25 protein-coding genes are annotated in these 21300 nt (G+C 71.1%); 15 read left to right on the top strand and 10 right to left on the bottom strand.

Features of this window, described 5'->3' with window-relative positions:
* Together QMK28_RS23050 and QMK28_RS23045 are read left to right on the top strand one after the other, a co-directional pair.
* On the top strand, positions 1 to 284 hold a 284-nt coding region (locus QMK28_RS23050), incomplete at its 5' end, for a hypothetical protein (RefSeq protein WP_326441018.1).
* A gap of 421 nt (positions 285 to 705) precedes the next feature.
* Positions 706 to 1029: an ArsR/SmtB family transcription factor gene (locus QMK28_RS23045; RefSeq protein WP_326441024.1), complete on the top strand. Its 324-nt coding sequence runs from the start codon at positions 706 to 708 to the stop codon at positions 1027 to 1029.
* A gap of 4 nt (positions 1030 to 1033) precedes the next feature.
* Here the strand turns inward: QMK28_RS23045 and QMK28_RS23040 are convergent, their stop codons facing one another.
* Both QMK28_RS23040 and QMK28_RS23035 read right to left on the bottom strand, forming a co-directional pair.
* Positions 1034 to 2380 (bottom strand): FAD-dependent oxidoreductase, encoded by a 1347-nt coding sequence (locus QMK28_RS23040; protein WP_326441022.1) that lies wholly within the window; start codon positions 2378 to 2380, stop codon positions 1034 to 1036.
* Between the two features lie 258 nt (positions 2381 to 2638).
* On the bottom strand, positions 2639 to 3319 hold the full coding sequence (locus tag QMK28_RS23035; protein WP_326441016.1) for a DUF305 domain-containing protein: 681 nt from the start codon (positions 3317 to 3319) through the stop codon (positions 2639 to 2641).
* Positions 3320 to 3495: 176 nt separating this feature from the next.
* On the opposite strand from QMK28_RS23035, the gene QMK28_RS23030 reads away from it, so the two are divergent.
* Entirely contained in the window at positions 3496 to 4974 is a 1479-nt protein-coding gene (locus QMK28_RS23030) for an LVIVD repeat-containing protein (RefSeq protein ID WP_326441014.1), read from the top strand.
* 45 nt (positions 4975 to 5019) lie between these two features.
* On the opposite strand, the gene QMK28_RS23025 is transcribed toward QMK28_RS23030, so the two are convergent.
* The gene (locus QMK28_RS23025; RefSeq protein WP_326441012.1) at positions 5020 to 5658 is read right to left on the bottom strand and encodes a TetR/AcrR family transcriptional regulator; all 639 of its coding nucleotides are present in this window, start codon (positions 5656 to 5658) and stop codon (positions 5020 to 5022) included.
* Between the two features lie 870 nt (positions 5659 to 6528).
* On the opposite strand from QMK28_RS23025, the gene sph reads away from it, so the two are divergent.
* Positions 6529 to 7542 (top strand): sphingomyelin phosphodiesterase, encoded by a 1014-nt coding sequence (gene sph / locus QMK28_RS23020; protein WP_326441010.1) that lies wholly within the window; start codon positions 6529 to 6531, stop codon positions 7540 to 7542.
* A 55-nt stretch (positions 7543 to 7597) separates the two neighbouring features.
* On the top strand, positions 7598 to 8134 hold the full coding sequence (locus QMK28_RS23015; RefSeq protein ID WP_326441008.1) for a hypothetical protein: 537 nt from the start codon (positions 7598 to 7600) through the stop codon (positions 8132 to 8134).
* Positions 8135 to 8141: 7 nt separating this feature from the next.
* Here the strand turns inward: QMK28_RS23015 and QMK28_RS23010 are convergent, their stop codons facing one another.
* From QMK28_RS23010 to QMK28_RS22990, 5 genes are all read right to left on the bottom strand, one after another.
* Positions 8142 to 8837, bottom strand: coding sequence for an HAD family hydrolase (locus tag QMK28_RS23010; protein ID WP_326441006.1), 696 nt, complete (start codon positions 8835 to 8837; stop codon positions 8142 to 8144).
* Positions 8838 to 8855: 18 nt separating this feature from the next.
* On the bottom strand, positions 8856 to 9629 hold the full coding sequence (locus tag QMK28_RS23005; RefSeq protein WP_326441004.1) for a phosphatase PAP2 family protein: 774 nt from the start codon (positions 9627 to 9629) through the stop codon (positions 8856 to 8858).
* A gap of 33 nt (positions 9630 to 9662) precedes the next feature.
* Complete coding sequence (locus QMK28_RS23000; RefSeq protein ID WP_326441002.1) at positions 9663 to 10598, bottom strand: M56 family metallopeptidase; 936 nt, start codon at positions 10596 to 10598, stop codon at positions 9663 to 9665.
* Positions 10599 to 10723: 125 nt separating this feature from the next.
* The gene (locus QMK28_RS22995) at positions 10724 to 11347 is read right to left on the bottom strand and encodes a DUF5134 domain-containing protein (protein ID WP_326441000.1); all 624 of its coding nucleotides are present in this window, start codon (positions 11345 to 11347) and stop codon (positions 10724 to 10726) included.
* Between the two features lie 156 nt (positions 11348 to 11503).
* Positions 11504 to 11890 (bottom strand): VOC family protein, encoded by a 387-nt coding sequence (locus QMK28_RS22990; protein ID WP_326440998.1) that lies wholly within the window; start codon positions 11888 to 11890, stop codon positions 11504 to 11506.
* A 158-nt stretch (positions 11891 to 12048) separates the two neighbouring features.
* On the opposite strand from QMK28_RS22990, the gene QMK28_RS22985 reads away from it, so the two are divergent.
* Positions 12049 to 12675 (top strand): GNAT family N-acetyltransferase, encoded by a 627-nt coding sequence (locus tag QMK28_RS22985; RefSeq protein WP_326440996.1) that lies wholly within the window; start codon positions 12049 to 12051, stop codon positions 12673 to 12675.
* Positions 12676 to 12798: 123 nt separating this feature from the next.
* Here the strand turns inward: QMK28_RS22985 and QMK28_RS22980 are convergent, their stop codons facing one another.
* Positions 12799 to 13482 carry a glycerophosphodiester phosphodiesterase gene (locus tag QMK28_RS22980; RefSeq protein ID WP_326440994.1) on the bottom strand — a complete coding sequence of 228 codons (684 nt, stop codon included), beginning with the start codon at positions 13480 to 13482 and terminating at the stop codon, positions 12799 to 12801.
* A 100-nt stretch (positions 13483 to 13582) separates the two neighbouring features.
* On the opposite strand from QMK28_RS22980, the gene QMK28_RS22975 reads away from it, so the two are divergent.
* The 6 genes from QMK28_RS22975 to QMK28_RS22950 all read left to right on the top strand — a co-directional run bounded on the left by QMK28_RS22975 (position 13583) and on the right by QMK28_RS22950 (position 18948).
* Entirely contained in the window at positions 13583 to 14086 is a 504-nt protein-coding gene (locus QMK28_RS22975; RefSeq protein ID WP_326440992.1) for an alpha/beta hydrolase fold domain-containing protein, read from the top strand.
* 90 nt (positions 14087 to 14176) lie between these two features.
* Positions 14177 to 15574 (top strand): DUF6421 family protein, encoded by a 1398-nt coding sequence (locus tag QMK28_RS22970; protein ID WP_326440990.1) that lies wholly within the window; start codon positions 14177 to 14179, stop codon positions 15572 to 15574.
* 43 nt (positions 15575 to 15617) lie between these two features.
* Positions 15618 to 16379, top strand: coding sequence for an SDR family oxidoreductase (locus tag QMK28_RS22965; RefSeq protein WP_326440988.1), 762 nt, complete (start codon positions 15618 to 15620; stop codon positions 16377 to 16379).
* Positions 16358 to 17467, top strand: coding sequence for a threonine aldolase family protein (locus tag QMK28_RS22960; protein WP_326440986.1), 1110 nt, complete (start codon positions 16358 to 16360; stop codon positions 17465 to 17467). Before QMK28_RS22965 ends, QMK28_RS22960 begins: the two co-directional genes overlap by 22 nt.
* A gap of 96 nt (positions 17468 to 17563) precedes the next feature.
* Entirely contained in the window at positions 17564 to 18163 is a 600-nt protein-coding gene (locus tag QMK28_RS22955; protein WP_326440984.1) for a transglutaminase-like domain-containing protein, read from the top strand.
* An 83-nt stretch (positions 18164 to 18246) separates the two neighbouring features.
* Positions 18247 to 18948 (top strand): B3/B4 domain-containing protein, encoded by a 702-nt coding sequence (locus tag QMK28_RS22950; protein WP_326440982.1) that lies wholly within the window; start codon positions 18247 to 18249, stop codon positions 18946 to 18948.
* Positions 18949 to 19020: 72 nt separating this feature from the next.
* On the opposite strand, the gene QMK28_RS22945 is transcribed toward QMK28_RS22950, so the two are convergent.
* Complete coding sequence (locus tag QMK28_RS22945; RefSeq protein WP_326440980.1) at positions 19021 to 19749, bottom strand: lysophospholipid acyltransferase family protein; 729 nt, start codon at positions 19747 to 19749, stop codon at positions 19021 to 19023.
* Between the two features lie 236 nt (positions 19750 to 19985).
* Between QMK28_RS22945 and QMK28_RS22940 the strand changes: the two genes are divergently transcribed.
* From QMK28_RS22940 to QMK28_RS22935, 3 genes are all read left to right on the top strand, one after another.
* A complete protein-coding gene (locus tag QMK28_RS22940) occupies positions 19986 to 20300 on the top strand; it encodes a TlpA family protein disulfide reductase (protein ID WP_326440978.1) in 315 nt (104 codons plus the stop codon).
* A gap of 203 nt (positions 20301 to 20503) precedes the next feature.
* Entirely contained in the window at positions 20504 to 20587 is an 84-nt protein-coding gene (locus QMK28_RS34350; protein ID WP_443050795.1) for a putative leader peptide, read from the top strand.
* Positions 20588 to 20640: 53 nt separating this feature from the next.
* Complete coding sequence (locus tag QMK28_RS22935; protein WP_326440976.1) at positions 20641 to 21159, top strand: flavin reductase family protein; 519 nt, start codon at positions 20641 to 20643, stop codon at positions 21157 to 21159.
* Positions 21160 to 21300 lie beyond the last annotated feature (141 nt).

Below are 21300 nucleotides of genomic sequence, written 5' to 3'. Positions count from 1 at the left end.
CCTCCATGCTCGCTCTGCTGCTCATTCCCGTCGTGGTCCTGTTCGGCCTCGGGTTCCTCAATCCCCTCTGGTGGGTGGCCGCGGCCGTGGTCGTCTACGGGGCCGTCCATTACGGCCGAGGGGGAGCCCGACGCCGGGGCTATCGCGGCGATTCGGACTACCCGGACTACCGCGACTACCGGGACCACCGCGATCGTCAGGACCGCTGGGGCCGGCGCTACGCCCGTGATCGCCGGAGCCGCTGGTATCGCCAGGACCGCCGACGCCACGAGGACCTCAGGTAGTGGCGGGGTCTCCGTACCCGCCTTCGCGCACCCCGCCCGGGGCGCGAAGGCGGATTCCGTGTGCCCAACCGCGTTCACTGTCCGAAGGGTTCCGACAGGCGGCACCCGGCCGTCCCGCTCTCCGCTCCCCGTCGGGGAATGGGGCGGCCGCGCCGTCGGGCTGCGGGATCGGCGTGGTCCCGAAGCCGGCCGGCCGGTCGGTCGGTCCGCGTCTCGATCGTGATCCACGCGTACTACGGCGGATGTCAAAATACGAGAGGTCTCGTACAATCGGGAATGCCGGGGCGTCGCACCGGACAGCGGAAGGAGTCCCACCGTGCAGGCACCCGTAGAGGCACCGCGGACACCGACAGCGGCGAGCCCGCCGGCCCGGCCCGGGGCGCACCTCCGTACGCAGGCCCCCGCGCAGCCCTCCCGTTCGCTGGAGCACCCGCCGCGCGATGACATCCGGCTGGAAGCCGTCCTGCACGCGCTGTCCGACCCGATGCGGATGAGCGTCGTGAGCACGCTGGCCACGGCCCGCGAGGAGCTGTCCTGCTCGCTCTTCGACCTTCCGGTCAGCAAGTCCACCACCACGCACCACTTCCGGGTGCTGCGCGAGAGCGGAGTCATCCAGCAGGTCTACCGCGGAACGGCCAAGATGAACGGGCTGCGCCGGACGGACCTGGACGCACTGTTCCCCGGCCTGCTCGAGAGCGTGCTCACCGCGGCCGGCCGGCAGGCCTCGCGGCTCGGCGACGCCTGACGGCTCAGCCGCCCGTACGGGCCGCCGTCAGCAATCCGTCCCAGTCGGGGATCTTCACGCTGTTACGTCCCAGCTCCCGCCCCAGCGCGGCCTCCGCCGCCTCGATGCCCCGCCAGCCCGGCCACTCGACCGGCTCCTGACCGGCGGCGCGCATGACCTCGCGCGGATCGGCGCTCAGCGCTCGCCCGACGAGCGCCGCCGCGTCCGCGAGCACGGAACCGGCGGTCTCCTTGGCGCACGGCCGGTTGGTGCCGATGACCCCGGTGGGGCCGCGCTTGATCCAGCCCGCGACGTACTCGCCCGGGGAGGGCGCGCCATCGCGCAGCACGCGCCCCGCGGCGTGCGGCACCGTGCCGCGCTCCGCGTCGAACGGCAGCCCGGGCACCGGCACCCCGTGGTAGCCCACCGAACGCAGCACCAACTGTGCCTCGACGACCTCGAACCGCCCGGTCCCCACGACTCCGCCCCGGCCGTCCGGCCGGGTCCGCTCGAAGCGCACGCCGGTCACCCCCTGCTCGGACCCGAGCACGCTCACCGGCCGAAGGAAGAACCGCAGATGGAGCCGGCGCGGCCGGTCGGAAGGTGGCACGGCGGCCCAGCCGCGCAGGACCTCCACGTTCCGGCGGTTGGCCGTCGGCAGCCCGGCGGGGTCGGTGAAGTCCGGGTCCATGGACAGCTCGTCGGCCCGCAGGAGGACGCTCGCGCTGGGCAGCGCGCCCAGTTCGCGCAGCTCCTTGGTGGTGAACTTGGCCTGGGAGGGGCCGCGCCGCCCGACCATGTGGATGTCCGCCACCCGGCTGCCGGAGAGGGCGTCCAGGGCGGCGTGCGGGATGTCCGTGCCGCGCAGTTCGTCCGCCCCGCGCCCGAGGATGCGAGCCACGTCCACCGCGACATTGCCGACTCCGATGACGACCGCGGAGCGGGCGCCGAGCGCGAAGCCGCTTCCCGCCGCGTCAGGGTGGGCGCTGTACCAGGAGACGAAGTCGGTGGCGGAGACGCTGCCGGGCAGTTCCTCGCCGGGGATGCCGAGCCGGCGGTCGGTGGCCGCGCCGACGCAGTAGACCACCGCGTGGTAGCCGCGCAGCAGATCGGCCGGCTCCAGCCCCGGCGCGCCGATCCGGACATTGCCCAGGAAGTGCACGGCCGGGTGCTCCAGGACGGCGCGGAGATTGTTCTGCAGCGACTTGATCTTCTCGTGGTCGGGTGCGACGCCGTACCGCACCAGGCCGTACGGGCAGGGCAGCCGGTCCAGGACGTGCACCTCCAGGTCAGGCACGACCTGCTGCTGGATCAGGGACTGGGCGGTGTAGACCCCGCTCGGTCCCGAACCGATTACCGCGACGCGCAGCACAGCGGACTCCTTCCCGCAGGGTGAGTCCAGGATCGCACTATGGGTGGTCTTGCGGGAGTGGGCCTCCGGCCGGGCGCGGCCCAACGGGCTGCCCTGGGACTCGTTGCACGTGCCGTTGCCGGGGCTCCCCACTGTTCCATCATGTTCCGATTGTGACGTAAAGTGCTATTTTTACTCCCCAGGCCAGCCGCAGCCGGATGGGGCGGCCTCGTTGCCAGGCACGTCAGGCAACGCACGTCAGGCGCTGATCCTCGGCTCTCAGGCCAGCTTCCGCATCCGGCCGATCTCGCTCGTCTGCTGCGCGATCACATCGCCGGCCATCTCCTCGACCAGGACGTTGTTGCCGTCCGAGAGCACAGTCGTGGCCATGCTGATCGCGCCGGTGTGGTGGGTGATCATCAGCTTCAGGAAGTGCTCGTCGAATTCCGCCCCGCGGGCCGCCCGCAGTGCGTCCAGCTGCTTCTCGGTGGCCATGCCCGGCATGCCCGTGTGGTCATGATCGCCGGCCCGCTTCTTCGCGCCACCGTGCGTCTTGAGCCAGCCCTCCATCGCCTTGATCTCCGGCCCCTGGGCCGCGGCGATCCGGTCCGCGAGCCGCTCGACCTTGGTCGAGTCCGCGCGCTTCGCGGCGAGCTCGGTCATCACGATGGCTTGCTCGTGATGCTGGATCATCATCCGTACGTAGTCGAAGTCCGCCGAGTTGGGAGTGTCGTCGGGGCGCGCCTTCCTCGCCTCGTCCGCTGACAGCGTCCGGGCCGCTTCGCCGGGCTTGCCGGGCGCGACGACCGAGGGCCCGCCGCCCGCGCGATGGTCCGCGCTACCCCCGTCGGCCCTGCCGTCCGCGTCAGCGGTGCAGCCGCCGAGGGCGAGCACGGTCGCGGCGAGCGACGCCGCGACGGCCAACGAGCGGGCGCGCTGCGTCAATCGGCGGTGGAACACGGGGGCCTCCTGGGGCGTACACGGTCATTGGAGACCGTAATAGCACGTAGGGGTTCGCGAATGATTGAAAAACTTCATTACGTGTTCGTTGCCGTCTGTTGGGACGTACATGCTTAGCGCGATACTGCCGGGGTTCGTGAACCGTTCGATTTCGAACGGAACCCAGGGAGGCCACAGTGACGTTGTTGCAAAAAACCCGCGTACGGCGCAGATACCTCGGTGCGGCAGCGACCGCATGCGGCCTGGTCGCCGCGCTGCTGGTGGCAGGTCCGGCGGCAGCCACCCCCGATCCCGGCGAGCGGGCCGGCAAGGAGGTGTCCAAGGGACAGGCGGCCGACACCAGGGGCGCCATCAAGGACGGCGAGATACCCGGGGTGGACGAGATCGTCCACAGCAAGAACATCGAACACCTCGCGAGCCTTCCCAAGCAGGCGCTCCAGGGCACCAATTCGGATCTGGCCTTCCAGGGCAAGTACGCCTTCGCGGGCAACTACGACGGCTTCGTGATCTACGACGTCAGCAACCCGAAGAAGCCGAAGACCGTCAGCCAGGTGCTGTGCCCGGGTGCGCAGAACGACATCTCGGTCTCCGGGAACCTGCTCTTCCTCTCCACGGACTCGTCGCGCAGTGACAACTCCTGCAACAGCACCTCGCAGCCGGCGACGGAGAAGTCCTCCTGGGAGGGCATGAAGATCTTCGACATCAGCGACAAGAAGAACCCCGAGTACGTCTCGGCCGTTGAGACCGCGTGCGGTTCGCACACCCACACGCTGGCGCCGGACCGCCGCGACGTCTACGTGTACGTCTCGTCGTACGCGCCGAACGAGACCTTCCCGGACTGCCGGCCGCCGCACGACGGCATCTCCGTCATCAAGGTGCCGCGCAAGGCCCCGGAGCAGGCCGCGATCGTCGACTTCCCGGTGCTTTTCCCGGACGGCGGCAACCCCGGCGGCCCCACCAACCCGGGCGTCACCAAGACCTCCGGCTGCCACGACATCACGACCTTCCCGAAGCTGAAGCTGGCGGCGGGCGCCTGCATGGGCGACGGCATCCTGATGGACATCTCCAACCCGGCCGCGCCCAAGGTGATCGACCGGGTCACGGACAACGCCAACTTCGCCTTCTGGCACTCGGCCACGTTCAATGAGCGCGGCACCAAGGTCGTCTTCACCGACGAGCTCGGCGGCGGCGGCGCGGCCACCTGCAACGCCGAAGTCGGCCCGAAGCGCGGCGCGGACGGCATCTACGACCTGGTCGGCAAGGGCGACAAGCGCGAGCTCGTCTTCAAGAATTACTACAAGATCCCGCGCCACCAGGCGGACACCGAGAACTGCGTGGCCCACAACGGCTCGCTGATCCCGGTCAAGGGCCGCGACATCATGGTCCAGGCCTGGTACCAGGGCGGCATCTCGGTCTGGGACTTCACCGACTCCTCGAAGCCCCACGAGATCGGCTACTTCGAGCGCGGCCCGATCTCCACGGACTCGATGGTCACCGGCGGTTCCTGGTCGGCGTACTACTACAACGGCTACATCTTCTCGAACGACATCGCCAAGGGCTTCGACGTTCTGAAGATCAACGACCGTCGCACGGACAGCGCGAAGAAGGTGCGGCTGGGCGAGCTCAACGTCCAGACCCAGCCCGACTACCGCTGATCACCCACGCGCGTCACTCGCGCGAAGAGACCCGGCGCTGATCCCTCACCGCGGATCGGCCGCCGGCAACCGGAACCCGCCGGGCGGCAGCTCGCCCGGCGGGCGCCCGAGCTCCCACGCGAGGCCGTACCGGTGGAACAGCTCCGCGCGGAGCCGGCTGATCGGCATCGGGGCGCCCGGCAGCAGCACCGCGACCACCGCGCCCATCAGCAACGCGCGGAGCAGGCTGTAATCGGGGTCCGGGTCGGGAGAGCCGTAGCGTACGACGGTGTCGCGCAGCAGGGCGGCGAGCCGCTGCTGCTCGGGGCACTGGATGAACCCCTCGGCCTGCAGGATGCCCGCCATATGGGTCCGCATGAGTTTGGGATGGTCGCGGGCCAGGCCCAGGATCGCGTCGATCGCCCGCGCCAGCCGCTCGGGACCGGCATCCACGCACGGCTCGCGTGTCAGCTCCGCGGCCAGCGTCATGTGCATCAGCCGGTGCACCGCCGATTGCAGGAGCTGGCGCTTCCCCGGGAAGTAGTACGAGACCAGGCCGCGCGCGGAGCCCGCCCGGTCGGCTATGTCACCGAGCGTCGTCGCCTCGTACCCGCGCTCCCCGACGAGTTCCACCGTCGCCTGCAGCAGCCGATCGCGGGAACGTCGACGCAACTCTTCATTGACCGATGCGCTGCGCGGGGACATGCTGTAACTCCTGCGTTGACTGGCTCTGAGCCAATATACTCAGGAGGTGTCCGGATGTCCCTCCCGTCAAGGAAGGAATCCGGTACAACCACCGATTTCGGGCGGCGCGGGGGATCGCCCGAAATCGGTGGTTTTTGTTTGCGGGTCGGGGGAGCCGCCGGATCGACGGGTCCTTCGTGCGGGTGATAGCGGCTCCCCGTGGTGTCTCCAGAGGTTCTCCCTCCGTTGGTTGTGTGTGAACGCGACGACAAAGCAGCGGTGGGAGCGGTGGCCTCCTCCCGCCGAGTCAGGAGAATCGGTTCCTCAGCCGGGTGGTACGCCGATCTACGACTCGCTGATCCGGCGCTGGTCGGGGGCCGGGCGCTTCGTTCCGGGGCAGGACGACCTGGAGTGGGCCGAGTTGGTGAGGCGCTCGCCCTGGCCCGGCCGGCGCTGACGCGGCGCGCCTGTTGCGAGGGGCGTGGGGCCTGCGGGGCGTGGGGCGCGCGGAATTCGCACGGGGTGTGAACGGCGCACCCGAAGTCGGGAGATTCACACGGTCCCGCGCCCGGCGGGGGCGCGGTTCACTCGACGTGCCGGCGGACCTGGATCCGCCGAGTACGGGGCCGGGTCGCCGCTTCCCCCGACGGTGGCCCCCGCCGCGCCGTCCGCCCCGCCCGGCCGGGTACACGCCGGCGGGGCGGCCGGCGCGGCCTCGCTGAACCGGGCCTCGCCGAACCGGACCCGCCGAACTCGACGCGCCGAACCGGGCTCTGCCGCACGCGAATTCACCTGCCGTGCGCGGAAAGTACCTCCCACCGGTTACCAGGGAGTAACTACAGCTGATTTGATGTGCGGCGCCAGTCTTTCCCCCACCAGCAGGGAGATGCAGTGCCGCATCCCACGTCCCGCCGAGCGCACGGCGCGTTCCTCGCCGCCGCACTCGCAGCCTCCGCGCTCGCGGCAGGGGCCCCGCAAGCCGTCGCCGCTCCGTCGGCCGACCCGGTGACGGGTCCGTCGGCAGCCGCTGTGCCGCAGTTGAAGGTGCTGACGTACAACGCCTTCCTGATGAGCAAGAATCTCTACCCCAACTGGGGCCAGGACTACCGGGCCAAGGCGATAGCGGGCGCCGACTTCGTCCAGGGCAATGACGTCGTCGTCCTCCAGGAGGCGTTCGACAACTCCGCCTCCGACGCGCTCAAGAGCACCGTGGCCGGCCAGTACCCGCACCAGACGCCGGTCGTGGGCCGGAGCAAGAGCGGCTGGGACGCCACCGGCGGCGCTTACTCGGCCACGACCCCCGAGGACGGGGGCGTCACGATCCTCAGCAAGTGGCCGATCCTGCGCAAGGAGCAGTACGTCTACAAGGACGCCTGCGGCTCGGACTGGATGTCCAACAAGGGCTTCGCGTACGCCGTTCTCAATGTGAACGGCGCCAAGGTGCACATGGTCGGCACCCACACCCAGTCCACGGACCCGGGCTGCGGGGCCGGCGAGGCCGTCGCGACGCGCGCGAAGCAGTTCCGTCAGATCAACGCGTTCCTGGCGGCCAAGAACATCCCGGCCGGCGAACAGGTCATGGTGGCGGGCGACTTGAACGTCGACTCGCACAGCGCCGAGTACGCGAGCATGATCAACGACGCTGGCATGGTCGGCGCCGACGCGCGTACCGGGCACGCCTATTCGTTCGACACCCGCGACAACTCCATCGCGGCCGAGCGCTATCCGGACGACCCGCGCGAGGACCTCGACTATGTGCTGCACCGGGCGGGCCACGCCCGCCCGGCCAACTGGAAGAACGACGTGATCAAGGAGCAGTCCGCGCCCTGGACCGTGTCGAGTTGGGGCAAGAAATACACCTACACCAACCTGTCAGACCACTATCCGCTGGTCGCCGGGGGCTGATAGATAGGGCACGGCCCCTGATTTCGGCGGGCGGGCCCTGAATGAGGAGTGTGTGATGGCCGTCGCTGTCTGTTCGCTCATCTGGAACCCCGGCGCCCCGGGCACCGGCCCGCAGCGCGTCGCTTATGACAGCGACGGCTATCACCTCGTGCGCTTCCCCTACGATCCGGTGGGGGAGTCGTACGACCCGTGGAAGATGCACGACGCGGGCAACGGTCTCGACGAGCCCGCGGGCGAGCTCTCGACCTTCCCCGACCCCCGCTCCGGTCTCATCTGGCCGAGCCATGACGGGTGGGGCACGCTCTCGGCCATGGTCTTCTGGGCGGCGGACCCGGTGCCGCACGAGTACCGGGCGCGCTTCGTCCGGGACCCGCTCGGCGAGTCCACCGGCTACAACTCGACCGCCACCTGCGACACCTCGAAGACCGGCGGCGGGCAGTACAAGAACTACATGTGGCAGATGTTCGTGCGGCCGGGAACGCCGGTCGGACTGAAGATCAGCGCCCGCGCGGCCGGCGACAAGCGGATCGCGACGCCCTTGATGTTCGCGGAGCTGAAACTCGCGATACAGACCGAGGTGGTCATCCCGTAGCCGGTCCTCAGCCGACCAGGGCCGGCACCGCCCGCAGCGCGTCCGGCCGCTCCGCCGCCGGCAGATGGTCGACGAAGTGCACCGCGCAGCCGAGCGCCGCCGCGCCGCCGTCGGCGTGCCGGTCGTCGCCCACCATCAGGGTGTCCTGCGGCGCCTCCCCGAGCGCCTGGCACGCCGTCTCGAACAGCCGCCCGTCCGGCTTCTGGACGCCGTGCTCGTACGACAGCGTATAGCTGTCGACGAAGGCGTCCAGGCCGTGAGCGCGGAACACCGGCCGCAGGTCCCAGCCGATGTTGCTCACGATCCCGACGCCGACGCCGCGACCGCGCAGTTCGCCGAGCACCCCGGCGGCGTCCGGGTAGGGCGTCCAGGCCGCGGGTTCCCTGTGGCGCTCGTACAACGCCTCGCAGACGCCGGGCCACGGCAGTTCGGCCTCCCGGGTGAGGCCCGTGTAGGCGGCGCGGTGCAACTCGGCGGTGCGGTCGCGGTCGTGCCACAACTGCGCGAGCCCCGGCGGTACGGAGCGGGGCGCCGGCCCGCCGGGCAGCGCGCCGGCCACCTCCAGCCGCTCGGTGCAGCGTGCGAACTCGCTCTCCGGAACGCTGATCCCGGCGGAGTCGAGAACCGACCGAAGCCAGGAGGCCGTCGTTTCGATGCGGAAGAGCGTGCCCGAGAAGTCGAAGAGAACCGCCTTGATCGCCATGCCTGCGATCCTTCCCGCTCACTTCCCGCCGGGCAAGGTCGGCTTGTCGCTGTCGGGGGGCGCGCAAGGGGTGGGCGGGTGCGCCGGGCGCGATGGCTGCCCGGGGCCGGGTCCCGGGCCCCAACGGGTGAACGCCGCGGCGGCCAGGGCCACCAGCGCGAGCCCGAGCAGCCAGCCCGCCACCACGTCGGAGAGCCAGTGCACCCCGAGGTACAGCCGGGTGCAGCCGACGCCGAGCACGGACACCACGGCCACCGCGACGGCGTTATGGAACCAGCGCCCTCGGACCCCGTGCGACCGGAGCAGCCAGATGACCAGTCCGGCGGTGACGGTCGCCGTCAGCGCGTGGCCGGAGGGGAAGGCCGCGAAATGCGCCGAGTCGACCGGGTCGGGCCACTGCGGGCGCTCCCTGCCCACCGCGGCCTTGAGCAGTTGTTGCAGCGCGGTGCCGAGCGCGGCCGTGGCCACCACCCACACGGCGAGCCACCGCTCGTCGCGCCGGATGAGCCACAGGGCCGTCGCCGCGAGCAGGACGCGCATCGTCCAGGGATCCCACACCCAGTCGGACAGCACCCGGTTCGCGCGCACCCAGCCCGGGGATTCGACCGCGGAGCGGTGCAGGGTCTCAGCGATCCACCGGTCCGCGGTGAGCAAGGGGCCCCATTCGACGGCTACCAGCACCAGGAGGACGGTGCTCAGGACCGTGAGCAGCACCCCGGCGCGGACGTACGCGACGAAGGAGCCGGAGGGCGAACCGGTCGGTGCTGAGGAGGGGAGCGTTGGTGCCTGCATGGGGCGATCCTCCCCGATCATCCGCCCCGGATGCTATGTCAGCGCTCGCAGGCCCGGTACGAACGCCACCAGCAGCGGAACGGCCGGGACCAGCGCGGCGGCGGCCGTCATCTGCAGCCGGCGCCCCGCGGTGAACCGCCGGGTCGGGGACAGCAGTCGGTCGACCCGCTGCGGAACCTGGGCGAAGTGGGTCGGGCACGGGCCGAACACCCCGCGGTCCTCGTTGAGTTCGACCAGCGCGAGGGCGATCGTCAGCCTGCCGAAGCGGCGCGAGGCGACGTCGTCGGCGGCCAGTTCCACCAGCCGGTGGACCTGGTCGCGGAAGCCCGCGAAGACCGGCACCTGCGGGAATCCGGTCGCGAGCGCGCCGGAGCAGTACAGCAACCAGTCGTGACGGGCGCGTGCGTGGCCCTGCTCGTGCGCGAGCACGGCGTCCAACTGGCGGCCCTTGAGACGCCGCAGGGCGGCCGTGGTGATGACCAGCTGAGGAGCGGTTCCCGGCAGCCACCAGGCTTCGGGGCGGACGCCTTCCAGCACCACCAGCCGCTCGCCCGAGGGCTCTTCGCCGGGCAGCAGGGGGGAGCGCACGAGCAGCTCCGCGCGCCGTTGACTCCGCCGTGCGCGCGCGGCGCGCACCTCACGGGTGAGCATCACGGCCGTCCACACGCCCCCGCAGGCGAGCAGCAGGGCCACCGGGGCGGCCCAGGGGGCGTATGCGGAGAGTGCGTACGCCTCCATCACGCCGTGCGGCGCGGGGGCGAAGACATGGCCGCGTACGGCCGTCCAGGCCGCCGCCGCGCTCAGCGCCATGGCGAGCACGCAGCACAGCAGGACACCGGCGACCACGCACTGCCACACCCACAGCGCGAGCACCGGCTCGCGGTCCGGCCAATCGGAAAGGGCCAGGAGGCGCGGCGCCATTGCCGCGGCCAGTGCGCCGAGCAGCAACAGTGCTAGCGGGACCATCATGGCGTCAGCCTACGAGTGGGCGGCTACTCATGGGTATGTTCGCGTGCGCGGAGTGACGCATCCCACGGCTCTCCGGGAGGGGCGGGGGCGGGGGCAGCGTCCACAGAGCCCACAGAGCCACCGCTCTACAGCGTCAGCAGCATGGCGAACATCGCGATGCCCATCACCACTCGGCAGGCGGTCGCCAGTTCCGGCCGGGACAGCCAGCCGGCGCCGCTCGGCTCCAGCGCGTCGCCGCCACCGTTTCCGTCGCCGCCGCCCGCTACGGCCACCGGCGCACTCATCCGCAGCGGGACCATCCGCACCCCGACGACCAGCGTGTACACCGCGAAATAGCCGAGCAGCACCCCGGTCAGCGCGGGCACTCCGCCGGCAGGCTGCCCCATGCCGTGCCCGGCGTGACCGGCCGTGTGCGCGCCGGCCGGAGCGCCGGTCATCGCGAGCGCCATGTAGACCATCGCGAAGGCGCCCACCGCGTGGTGCAGCTGATGCCGGTCGCGCCGCACCAGCGGCAGCGCCCGCGCCACCACCGCGCCGAATACGACGGCGAACAGCACCGGCCCCCACGGCCGTGGATCGAGTACGGCGGCGGGCAGTGCCATCGCCGCCATGCCGAGGCCCATCAGCGCGTCACCGCCCGCGGTCCGCCGTAGCTCCGGCGGCCCCGCACGCCTTCTGAGCAGGCAGTACCCGCCGGTGAGGGCACACAGCAGCACTAGCGGCCAGCCGACCCATGGCGATCCGTGCACGGCGCACCTCCCGAACGGGGTATGTCCGGAAGATTCCCGCGCCCGCGCCCGCACACGGGAGCGCACGGGCGCAACATGGGGGAGCGTGAGCCGCCTCGGCCGCCGCCGCTACGGCTCGGAGCGGCCGGGTGCGGCCCGTTCCCACTCAGCCGCCCGTCAGGGGCGATACCTGAGCGGATGATCCTCGGGCACCTCGGTCACGCAGATGCGCACCGCGTCCGGGTCCTCGATCCACATCTCCACCAGCCCCCAGGGCTCCTTCCTCGGAGGCCGCAGGATCTTCACCCCGTGCCGTACCAGCTCCTGGTGCGCGGCGGCGGCGTCCGCGACCTGCAACCAGAGCTGGAGCCCCGGCGCGGGCGGCCCGTCCGACCGTCCGGACACCTCCAGGAACCCGCCGCCGAGAAAGTAGACCGTCCCGCGCTCCGGCCCGGTCCCGAACTCCCGGTAGACCGCCAGCCCCAGCGCCTCGCCGTAGAACGCCCGTGAGCGCTCCAAGTCGGTGGGCCGCAGAAGCATCCGACTGCTCAGTACATGCACCATGCCCAGGACTCTGCACGGCAGCGCGCGGTACAAAACCTCGCCGGCGGCCCCGACCCGCCCGCGCCGGGCCCGGACGGGCACCGGTCGACCGGCCGGTCGCGGCTTGTTAGCCTCCTGCCGAGCCAGCAGGCCGACCGTACGAGAGGACGCTGAACTTCATGGACGCCGTTGACCACCGCACCGCCGAGCCGACCTTCAGGACCGCCGTCGCCACTGATGTCCCGGCCCTGGTCGGACTCATCGAGTCCGCCTATCGCGGGGACGCCAGCCGCGCGGGGTGGACCACCGAGGCGGATCTGCTGGAGGGGCAGCGGACCGATCCCGAGGGGGTCGCGGCCGTGGTGGCGAACAGCGCGAGCCGGATGCTGGTGGTGGAACTGGACGGCGAGCTGGCCGCGTGCTGTCAGCTCGAACAGCGGCCCGGCGCGGCCGGTGGGGCGGCTGGGCCTACTGGGGTCACCGGGGCCACTGGTGACAACGCCTACTTCGGCATGTTCGCGGTGCGCCCGGAGTTGCAGGGCGCGGGGTTGGGCAAGGTGATCCTGACCGAGGCGGAGCGGCTCGTCCGGGCCGAGTGGGACGCACGGGAGATGCACATGACCGTGATCTCGGCGCGCGAGGACCTCATCGCCTGGTACGTGCGGCGCGGCTACGTCCGTACCGGCACGATGACCCCGTTCCCGTACGGCGACGAGCGCTTCGGCATCCCGCAGCGCACCGACCTCGCCTTCGAGCTGCTGGTCAAGCCGCTGGCCGGGCCCGCCGCCCGGGACAGCGCCGCCTGACACCCGTAGGAGCATCCCCGCGGACGGCGACGGTGCGGTACGGGCGGCGAGGCCCGTAACGCCGGTCGCCCCTGGGCCCCGGGCGGTGCGGCACGGGACCCAGGGGCGACCGGAGCGCCGGACTCAGGCCGTGAAGCGCGCGGCGCTCTTGATCTCGGGGAAGTCGGTCGTGCCGCCGTCCAGCCGGAGGCCGCGGGCGAGCTTCAGGTGATCGGGGGTGTTGACGGTCCACCCGATGACCTTGAGGTCCGCCGCGTGCGCGCGCTCGACCAGCTCCAGGGTCAGCCTGCGGATGTTGAGCACGAGCATGCCCGCGCCCACCGCCAGCGCCCGGTCGATGACGTCCAGGCCGTACCGGCTGGCCACCAGCGCGGTGCGTACACCGGGCACCAGCTTGCTGGTCTCGGCGAGGGCGGCGTCGTGGAAGGAGATGACGTCCACCCGGTCGACCAACTCCCGGCGGTGCATCACCTCCGCGAGCGCCTGGGCCGCGGCCACGTCCTTGATCTCGGCCTGGACGGGCGAGCGCACCGCGTCGAGCACCTCCTCGAAGACGGGGACGCGCTCGCCCCGGCCGGCATCCAGTTCGCGCAGCTCGGCGAGGGTGAAGTCGGCGATGGGCCCCTTGCCGTCGGTGGTGCGGTCCACGTCGGCGTCGTGCATCACGACCAGCGCGCCGTCCTTGCTCAGGTGCAGGTCCAGCTCGATGACGTCCAGACCCTCCTGCTCGGCGCGGACGAAGGAGCGCAGAGTGTTCTCCGGCTCGACGCCCATCACTCCACGGTGTCCGATGGTCAGGAAAGTCAAAACTCTCTCGCTTCCGTCGACGTCGGCCGCTCTCGCCCGCTGCCGGCCGAGCACGGCCGTATGCGGCTCTGTACGGCGGCGCACAGCCTAACGGGCCGAGGTGACAGCGGAACGGGCACCGGGGGAGGGCGCGGAATGGCCCGTTCGGGTGCTTGCGACCCCCAGGATCAGGCCGGTGATCACGGCGGCGAGGACGACGGCACGAGTGCTCAAGGGGGTCAACTCCAGAAGGCGGCGGAAAAGCCGGAACACCCTTGTCCTACCGGCCGTCCGCGGCTACCGCCGAGTTCCCTCACCCGTGCGTGGGCGAGTCCTCCGCAGGCTGACGTCCGGGCGACGGGAGCCCGCCGGTCCGGCCGGACCGCTGCCCGCGTATGCGATCCCCGCGGGCTGCGACCCGCTGCGCGGCGAGGGCGAGGCGTACGCGGAGCGGCTCCAGTGGGCTGGGGTGCCAGTGGAGCAGGAGCGATTTTCCGGAATGTTTCACGGGTTTCTCGCACGGTCCGAAGCGCTCGACGAGGCGCGTGAGGCCATGGCCCGATTGGCCACCGCTCTTGTCGGAGCGGCCTCGGGCAGGAAAAACAGCGGTCCGGACTGGGGGTAGGCAGGATAATTTGCCGCCTCCCCACTTGAGTAGAAGAAGCATGCCCGGATACGGTGTCCAGACGCGAGGTTCTCCCGTGGAGGGGTTGTGATGACGGAAATTCTTTCGCCTGCAGTCGTGCAGGGTATCGATTCGCCTGCGGAGCGCGTGATCGACGAGCCGGCCTGGCCGGCGCTCAAGGGAGCGGTGGAAGTCATCCGCCGCTGGCAGTCGAAGGACGGCTCGATCGACTTCGAGGCGGCGGAGGCCCCGACCCGGGTCGACGCCGAACTCGAACTCGGACACGTCGTCTCGGCCGTCGAGGCGCTCGCCCCGCTGCTCCCGCACGACGCCGCCTACCACCAGGCGCTCGTCGCGGACCTGCGCGGCTGGGCCGACGCGGGCTTCGGCGTGCCGGACTTCCTGAACGCCCTGCTGGCCTTCCAGCCCGCCGCGCAGCGGGCGGACGGCCTCCAGCACCTCGTCGTCTTCCCGATGTACACCCAGAACGGCAACCCCGACCGCAATCTCGAAGCGGTCGTGCTGCGCGTGGTGTGGCCCGACTGGCTCGCCGAGCTGGAGCGGACCCGCTACGACAACCCGATGTTCGTCGGCATCACCTTCGAGGACTTCACCTCCGGCTACGACACCAATTCCGCGGTGCTCTTCCCGGAGACGATCGCCGTCCGGAAGGCGCCGGAGCGCTTCACCTGGGGCGGCATCTTCTGCGACCGCGAGGCGGCCCGCTTCCGCCGGGTCACCGAGGCGGCCGTCGAGACGCTCGGCGTCCAGCTCCCCGAGGGCGTCCGCGAGCTGATCGGCGATCAGCAGCGCTGCCAGCAGGCCTTCGTGCTGTGGGACATGGTCCACGACCGCACGCACAGCCACGGCGATCTGCCGTTCGACCCGTTCATGATCAAGCAGCGGCAGCCGTTCTGGATGTACGGCCTGGAGGAGCTGCGCTGCGACCTGACCGCCTTCAAGGAGGCCGTCAAGCTGGAGGCCGACGGCGTCGCCCAGGGCCGCGACGTGCAGTACGCCGTCCTCTTCGACCGGCTGTTCCGCTTCCCGGTCAGCGGCGACCGGGTGCGCAACTACGACGGCCTCGGCGGCCAGCTGCTCTTCGCGTACCTGCACAAGCATGACGTCGTACGCTGGACGGACAACACACTGCACATCGACTGGGACCGCGCCCCGCAGGTCACCAACGAGCTGTGCGCCGAGATCGAGAAGCTCTACCGCGACGGCATCGACCGGCCCAAGCTGGTCCACTGGTTCGCGGCGTACGACCTGGTCTCGACGTACCTCGCCCCGCACCCCGGTTCCGTATGGGCCAAGGGCCCGGACGCCCTCGACCTGACGAAGCTGCCGCGGAAGCTCGTGGACGACGTGCTTCCGGACGAGTTCCCGCTCAGCATGTTCTACGAGGCGCTCGCCAAGAAGCTCCGTGATGTGATCGCCTCGACCAAGGGGATCACCGCGGAGCCGGCCGTACCAGCGGCCGTCTGAGCGAGTGACCCTCTCCCGCCGCCTGCCACGAAGGACGACGATCATGACTACACCGACGTACGCGACCGGACGGCTCGACGGCGCCGTGGTGGCGGTGGCCGGCGCGGCCGGGCCCGCGGGCCGGGCCACCCTGCTGCGGCTCGCCGAGGCCGGAGCGACCGTCGTCGCCGCTGACGCGGACCCCGCCCGGCTCGCCGAGGCCGTCGACGCGGCCCGCTACGCCCACGGCGGCGCCACTGTCACCGGCGACACCGTGGACCTGCTCGATCTCGGTGCGACCCGCGCCTGGGTGGACCGCACCGAGAAGGAGTTCGGCCGGGTCGACGGCGTCGTCCATCTCGTCGGCGGCTGGCGCGGCTCGGCGACCTTCGCCGAGACCGACCTCGCCGACTGGGATGTGCTGCACAACCTGCTCGTCCGCACCGTGCAGCACACCTCGCTCGCCTTCCAGGAGAGCCTGCAGCGCAGCCGCAACGGCCGCTACCTGCTGATCAGCGCCGCGGGAGCGAGCAAGCCGACGGCCGGCAACGCCGCCTACGCGGCCTCCAAGGCCGCCGCCGAGGCGTGGACCCTGGCCCTCGCCGACGCCTTCCGCAAGGCGGGGGGCGAGGAGGGCCCGCCGGCCGCGGCTGCCATCCTGATCGTCAAGGCACTGGTGCACGACGCGATGCGCGCGGAGCGGCCCAATGCGAAGTTCGCGGGCTTCACGGACGTCAAGGAGCTGGCCGAGGCCATCGCCGGCGCGTGGGAGAAGCCCGCTCAGGAAGTGAATGGAAAGCGCCTGTGGCTGACTCCGCAATCGTGACGCCCGGCGCACCCGCCGAGGGCGCGCCCGGCACCGACGCGAAACGCCGCCACGACCCCGCCGCGCGCGGCTTCGCCAGCGACAACTACGCGGGCGCGCACCCGGAGATCCTGGCGGCGATAGCCCTCGCCAACGGCGGCCACCAGGTCGCGTATGGCGAGGACGACTACACCGCGCACCTCCAGGACGTCTTCCGGGGCCACTTCGGGCCGCGCGCCGAGGTCTTCCCGGTGTTCAACGGCACCGGCGCGAACGTCGTCGCGCTCCAGGCGGTCACCGACCGCTGGGGTGCGGTGATCGCGGCCGAGAGCGCGCACATCCACGTCGACGAGTGCGGCGCGCCCGAGCGGGTCGGCGGGCTCAAGCTGCTGACGGTGCCGACCGAGCACGGCAAGCTCACGCCCGAGCTGATCGACCGCCAGGCGTACGGCTGGGACGACGAGCACCGCGCGATGCCGCAGGTCGTCTCGATCACCCAGACCACCGAACTCGGCTCCTGCTACACGCCCGAGGAGATTCGGGCCATCTGCGACCACGCGCACGAGCACGGCATGAAGGTGCACCTCGACGGCTCCAGGATCGCCAACGCGGCGGCCTCGCTGGGCGTCCCGCTCAGGGAGTTCACCACCGACGCCGGGATCGACATCCTGTCGTTCGGCGGCACGAAGAACGGCCTGATCTTCGGCGAGTGCGTCGTGGTGCTCAACCCGGACGCGGTGCGCGCCATGAAGCATCTGCGCAAGCTCTCGATGCAGCTCGCCTCCAAGATGCGGTTCGTCGCGGTGCAGTTCGAGGCGCTGCTCTCCGGCGACCTGTGGTTGCGCAGCGCCTCGCACGCGAACGCGATGGCCAAGCGGCTGGAGACGGCGGCGCGGGCCGTCGACGGCGTGGACATCATCCACCCGGTGCAGTCCAACGCGGTCTTCGCGGCGCTGCCGCACGACGTGAGCGAGCGGTTGCAGAAGAACTACCGCTTCTACTTCTGGGACGAACCCGCGGGCGTCGTGCGCTGGATGTGCGCCTTCGACACCACCGAGGCCGATGTGGACGCCTTCACGGCGGCGCTCGCCGAGGAGATGGCCAAGTAGTCACCGGGGGATTCCGCAGCAGTAGCAATGCATAGGTATGCGCTCGACCGTAAAGTCATTGACGTGCGGTCGGGCGCATGGCTACGCTCCCGAGCCATGCAACTGATCCCGGAAAACCCGGACCCGTCCGCCTATCTCGCGGCGGACGAGGCCATCGACCACGACCACCCACTGGTCCGCGAGACGGCGGCCCGGCTGCGGGCCGGTGCGCCGGAGCCGTACGCCTACGCCGAGGCGGCCTTCGAGTTCGTCCGCGACACCGTCCCGCACTCGGCGGACAGCGGGGACCCGCGGGTCACCTGGCGCGCCTCCGACGTCCTGGAGCAGCGCACCGGCATCTGCTATGCCAAGGCGCACGCGCTCACCGCGCTGCTGCGCGCCGAGTCGATCCCGGCGGGGCTCTGTTATCAGCGGCTGGCCGACGAGGACGGCGCGAACCCGGTGCTGCACGGGCTCGTCGCGCTCAGGCTCCCCGGCCGCGAACAGTGGGCCCGGCAGGACCCGCGCGGCAACAAGCCCGGTGTGGACGCGCGCTTCTGCCTGGACGAGGAGCGGCTCGCCTCGGTGTCGCGGCCGGAGCACGGCGAGGTCGACTACCCCACCCTGTACGCGACGCCCCCGCCCGCTGTGCTGAAATCCCTCCAGGAGAGCGTCGACGGGCCGCAGCTGTGGCGGACGCTCCCGACGGAGCTCTGAAGCGCCCCGCGCGGAAGCGCCGAACCACCCGGATCAGCACCCGGTTCGCAAGCCTGGACCGGACCGAAGAGAAAAGGCGAGCGATGCCCCTCACCCTGACCGTCTCCGACGAGATGCGGGCCCTGTCGCCGAGCTTCCGCTATCTCGCCGTACGGGCGAGCGGCCTCGTCAACGGGCCGAGCGATGCATACGGTTCGGCCTTGCTGGACGAGGCCGGCCGCCGCCTCGCGGAGCGCCTCGGCGGACAGGCTCCGCACGAACACCCCCACATGATCGCCTGGCGTGCCGCGTACTCGGCGTTCGGTGCGAAGCCCTCCCGTACCCGCAACTCGGCCGAGGCGCTCGCCCGACGGGCGCTGGCCGACGGCGGACTGCCCCGCGTCAACCGGCTCGTGGACCTCTACAACGCGGTCAGCGTCGCGCACCTCATCCCCGTCGGGGGCGAGGACACCGACCGGATCGACGGCGCCATGCGGCTCGTACGGGCCGTGGGCGACGAGACGTTCGAGACCGCCGCGGGCGGCGAGCCGGTCATCGAGCGGCCGGACGCGGGCGAGGCTGTCTGGCGCGACGACACGGGGGTCACCTGCCGGCGGTGGAACTGGCGACAGGGCGTACGGACCCGGCTGACCGAGGAGTCGGTGAACGCGGTGTTCCTGCTGGAGCGGCTGGACCCGATGCCGCTCGACGAACTGGCGGCGGCGGCAGCCGAACTCGCCGAAACGCTGGCGAAGGCCGTTCCTGAGGCGCGCATCGAGATTCATGAGATGAGCGAGGCGAACTAGCGCGGGACCGGGGCGCGCACGGCGCGCAATGGCCCCCGGCCGGGGCTTACGGGTCGGCCGCAGCCGTAAGCCTCAGCCTCGGTCGCGGGCCGCGGCCTCCGCCGGGGTCGGGGCGGTGCCGCCGAGGTGGGCGGGGACCCACCAGGTGTCGTCCGGGCCTTTGGGGCGTACCGGGTAGGCGCGCTGGGCGGCCTCCAGCAGCTCCTGCACCCGGCCGCGCACCCGCTCGGTGATCGTGTTGGTGGGCTCGTCGGGGTCGGCGGGGATCGGCTCGCCCACCCGCACGGTGATCGGGATGTGGTTGCGGCCCATCTCGCGCTTGTGGCCCTTGGTCCACAGTCGCTGAGTGCCCCACAGGGCCATCGGCAGCAGCGGGACGCCGGCCTCCTGGGCGAGCCGCGCGGCACCGGACTTGAAGCCCTTGAGGGTGAAGGAGGGGGAGATCGTCGCCTCGGGGAAGACCCCGATGATCTCGCCGGAGCGCAGTGCCTTGAGGGCGTTCGCGTAGGCGTGCACGCCCTGCGTGCGGTCCACCGGGATGTGTTTCATCGCACGCATCAGCGGCCCGGACACCTTGTGCCGGAAGACCGACTCCTTCGCCATGAAGCGCACCAGCCGCTTCGCGGGGTGGGCGGTGTAGCCGCAGAAGATGAAGTCGAGGTAGCTGACGTGATTGCTGACGAGGACGGCCCCGCCACGACGCGGGATGTTGTCGGTGCCGTCGATGTCGAAGCGCAGATCGAGCGCCTTGAACATGGTGCGGGCGACAGCGATCACCGGCGGATAGACAAGCTCTGCCATGTCGGGGGAGACCCTTCTGTGCCCGGGGGAATGGGTATTTCCGAGCTCAAGTTACGCGGCCGTAGGTATCGGCTATCAGCTGATCGTGCCTGATGTCGGGCCTATCGGCTACCCCCGTCGGCGTGCTACGACGAGATCCTCATCACGACTCGCGGCCCCCGCGGGCCGCCGGGCGGACACCCGGCGGACACCGGCGGGCGTCCGCACAGGTCAGGCCGGTGCGGCATCCTGGGGAGATGACTCTGCGACTGACGGCCGGTGAACTGGCCGCCGAGCGGCTGGGCGAGCGGGCGACGCTCGTCCAGTTCTCCAGCGCGTTCTGCCAGCCGTGCCGGGCGACCCGGCGCACCCTGACGGAGGTCGCCGGGATGCTGGAGGGCGTCGCGCATATCGAGGTCGACGCCGAGGCGCAGCTGGACCTGGTCCGACGGCTGGAGATCCAGGGCACCCCCACGGTGATGGTGCTCGACGCCGACGGCCGGGTCGTACGCCGGGCCCAGGGGCAGCCGCGCACCGCGGATGTGATCGCGGCGCTCGGCCTGGTCGTGTGACGCGGTGTCGTACGGCGGCCGGGGCCGGGTGAGCGGCGGGGAAGCGGGACGGGCGGGGCCGCAGGAGGCTCGGGGCCCTGTGACAGGCGGGCCGTTTGGGCCGATAAGCCCGCGAGCGACGGAAATTTCATGATCGTCGCGTGACGCATCTCCCATCTCCAGGAGAGCACTTGACGGCCCCCTCCGGGTGTCGTCAGGCTGACATGATGCGGTCAGGAATCCTTCTGTACGGGCGGGTGCACGTCGACCTCGTCCGGACTGCGAGCGCGCGCTGTCCGAGCTGTTGAGCGTCCACGACTCCAGCCCGGCACCGGCTCGTACCCACAGCGAGGACAACTCCATGACGGCCGCCCACGATCTCGTCGCCCCACCGCTCGCAGCCCCCGATCTCTTCCGCTCGGCCTTCCGGCAGCATGCCGCGGGCGTCGCCGTGATCACCGCGAGCGGCTCGGGGCCGGTCGGCTTCACCGCGACCTCGCTGGCGTCGGTCGCCGCCGAGCCGCCGCTGATCTCCTTCGGCGTCGGCGCCGGCTCCTCCAGCTGGCCGGTGATCGCCGAGGCCGAGTACATCGGCGTGCACATCCTCGGCGCGCACCAGCGCAGGCTGGCCACGTCCTTCGCCCGCAGCGGCGCGGACCGCTTCGCGGAGCCCACCCGGTGGCGTACCGGCCCCGAGGGCGTCCCGGTGCTCGACGGCGTGCTGGCCTGGCTGGTGTGCAGGATCGTGGCCCGGGTGCCCGCCGCCGACCACCGCGTCGTCCTGGCCGAGGTCGTCGAGGGTTCGCTCGACGCGCTCCCCGACGGCGGCGGCCGGCCGCTGCTCTACCACCAGGGTCGTTTCAACGAGCTGCGGGACTGAGACGTCCCGTTTTTGATTCGTTGGCCAGATCACAGTTCCGCGGGCTTGATTCCGGGGAATGTGCTGGATGTACTGGCGAGTAATATTCTGGTCGGAGCGCAGGCCGTCCCGGCCGGGAATCGCCGAACAGGACGCCTATGC

Source organism: Streptomyces sp. H27-D2, assembly GCF_035828615.1.
Taxonomy (GTDB): domain Bacteria; phylum Actinomycetota; class Actinomycetes; order Streptomycetales; family Streptomycetaceae; genus Streptomyces.
The sequence above is the reverse complement of the archived record's forward strand: the minus strand, read 5'-3'. Positions and strand labels throughout refer to the sequence as shown.

Excerpts from the sequence above, each read along its gene's own strand:
- QMK28_RS23025 (WP_326441012.1), bottom strand. The coding sequence starts at position 5,658 with ATGTCCCCGCGCAGCGCATCGGTCAATGAAGAGTTGCGTCGACGTTCC.
- QMK28_RS23015 (WP_326441008.1), top strand. The coding sequence starts at position 7,598 with ATGGCCGTCGCTGTCTGTTCGCTCATCTGGAACCCCGGCGCCCCGGGC.
- QMK28_RS23010 (WP_326441006.1), bottom strand. The coding sequence starts at position 8,837 with ATGGCGATCAAGGCGGTTCTCTTCGACTTCTCGGGCACGCTCTTCCGC.
- QMK28_RS23005 (WP_326441004.1), bottom strand. The coding sequence starts at position 9,629 with ATGCAGGCACCAACGCTCCCCTCCTCAGCACCGACCGGTTCGCCCTCC.
- QMK28_RS23000 (WP_326441002.1), bottom strand. The coding sequence starts at position 10,598 with ATGATGGTCCCGCTAGCACTGTTGCTGCTCGGCGCACTGGCCGCGGCA.
- QMK28_RS22990 (WP_326440998.1), bottom strand. The coding sequence starts at position 11,890 with ATGGTGCATGTACTGAGCAGTCGGATGCTTCTGCGGCCCACCGACTTG.
- QMK28_RS22985 (WP_326440996.1), top strand. The coding sequence starts at position 12,049 with ATGGACGCCGTTGACCACCGCACCGCCGAGCCGACCTTCAGGACCGCC.
- QMK28_RS22970 (WP_326440990.1), top strand. The coding sequence starts at position 14,177 with ATGACGGAAATTCTTTCGCCTGCAGTCGTGCAGGGTATCGATTCGCCT.
- QMK28_RS22965 (WP_326440988.1), top strand. The coding sequence starts at position 15,618 with ATGACTACACCGACGTACGCGACCGGACGGCTCGACGGCGCCGTGGTG.
- QMK28_RS22955 (WP_326440984.1), top strand. The coding sequence starts at position 17,564 with ATGCAACTGATCCCGGAAAACCCGGACCCGTCCGCCTATCTCGCGGCG.
- QMK28_RS22950 (WP_326440982.1), top strand. The coding sequence starts at position 18,247 with ATGCCCCTCACCCTGACCGTCTCCGACGAGATGCGGGCCCTGTCGCCG.
- QMK28_RS22945 (WP_326440980.1), bottom strand. The coding sequence starts at position 19,749 with ATGGCAGAGCTTGTCTATCCGCCGGTGATCGCTGTCGCCCGCACCATG.
- QMK28_RS22940 (WP_326440978.1), top strand. The coding sequence starts at position 19,986 with ATGACTCTGCGACTGACGGCCGGTGAACTGGCCGCCGAGCGGCTGGGC.
- QMK28_RS34350 (WP_443050795.1), top strand. The coding sequence starts at position 20,504 with ATGATGCGGTCAGGAATCCTTCTGTACGGGCGGGTGCACGTCGACCTC.
- QMK28_RS22935 (WP_326440976.1), top strand. The coding sequence starts at position 20,641 with ATGACGGCCGCCCACGATCTCGTCGCCCCACCGCTCGCAGCCCCCGAT.